1 protein-coding gene is annotated in these 1628 nt (G+C 35.6%); it reads left to right on the top strand.

Features of this window, described 5'->3' with window-relative positions:
- Window positions 1-155: 155 nt before the first annotated feature.
- On the top strand, window positions 156-1424 hold the full coding sequence (locus GH741_RS21335) for an IS4 family transposase (RefSeq protein WP_153738766.1): 1269 nt from the start codon (window positions 156-158) through the stop codon (window positions 1422-1424).
- Window positions 1425-1628 lie beyond the last annotated feature (204 nt).

The raw sequence follows: 1628 nt of genomic DNA, 5'->3' as shown, positions 1-1628 counted from the left end.
GCCCAATGTCATCAAGGTAGTCTTACAAATTATGGTAGTTAATTAGTTATTATTATTCTGAATTAGGCTGAAAAGCACTTGACTTTTCAAAAGCACCCCAATAATCGTTTTGAACACTACTTTTTAGGTGTATCAAAATGAGGCTGGTGATAGGAATGAGGAAGACTTTTCTAGGGGCAGTAGAGGTATCAGAACGTTTATTAAATGATGTGATTTTCATGTGCGAATCACGAGTAAAACCCACGTATTTTACGCGTAAAGGTAATAAACTAGATTTTAAAAGCACAATTCTTTTTAGTTTATATTTTGTAAAGAAAACGATTCAATTAGAACTTGATTCTTTTTTCAAAATGGTAAATCCTACAGGTGTAAGTATCACAAAACAGGGATATTCGGAGGCGAGACGGAAAGTCTCACCAACTGCTTTTAGAAAGTTATCACATGCAGTTGTGCAATGGTTTTATGACGATGATTCTTTTAAAACGTTTCATGGGTACCGTCTCTGTGCAATTGATGGTTCGATCGTTGAGCTACCCAATACAGAAGGTCTAAGAAACCACTTTGGCTATGTACAAAACCAAATGAGTCCTACTAACGCACGTGCGAGAGTAGCTGCAATCTATGATATTGAAAATGACATCATCTTAACGTCACGAATCGCACCTTACAAGTCTAGTGAGCGTGACGCCGCCAAGGAAATGATCAAAGAACTAAAGGAGTTAGGGTTTAAAAATGACCTTCTATTGTTCGACAGAGGATATCCTTCTAGAGATTTCATTGCTTATGTAGAGGAATATGGAATAAAGTACCTCATGCGTGCATCAATAGGTGCAATGAAAGAGATTAGAGAAGCTGTTGAACCAGATCAAATCATCCATTTCACTGTAAATGGCAAGGAGTTATCAGCTCGAGTTTTAAGAGTTCTATTACCATCCAATGAAGAAGAAATACTCGTAACCAATGTGATGGAGAAGCATCTAGGCGTTCTGGAATTCAAAGACCTTTATTTTAAACGTTGGGGAATTGAAGTGAAATACGACGAATTAAAAAACAAATTACAAATGGAAAACTTTACAGGCAGTTCACAGGTCGTGATAGAACAAGATTTCTATGCATCCATTTACTTAATTAATATGGTAGCCCTTGTTAAAAACGAAGCGAACAAAGTGATCAATGAAAAAGATAAGAAAAAGAATTTGAAGCATCACTACCAAATTAACACCAACATCCTAATAGGAAAATTAAAAGAATCCATGATTATTTTATTACTTGAAGAAAGAGCCGCTGTTCGGCAAAAGATATTTAACAAGGTTATGAAAGAAATCATAAAAAATAAGACACCTATTCGGCCGGGAAGGAAGTATCCGCGCAACAAAAACTTGAAGTCGAATAAATTTGTTCCTAGCAGGAAAAGGTGCCTATAAAACAACTCATCTTAAATATACTTTATCCATATATAAGACGCAAGTAGTAAATGAGGGACTTGAAAGAAGACTATAACTCAAGGACCGGGCATCCTATTGCCTTTTTTAAAACACTTTCTAGCAGGTGGTGATAATATTTATGACATCTTTGATCAAACAAAATAAAATGGTATTTATTGGCTATATACCTTGATGACATTGGGC

Origin of the sequence: Aquibacillus halophilus, from assembly GCF_009649745.1 — a bacterium.
GTDB lineage: Bacteria > Bacillota > Bacilli > Bacillales > Amphibacillaceae > Aquibacillus > Aquibacillus halophilus.
This window is presented reverse-complemented; position numbering and strand designations above follow the sequence as displayed.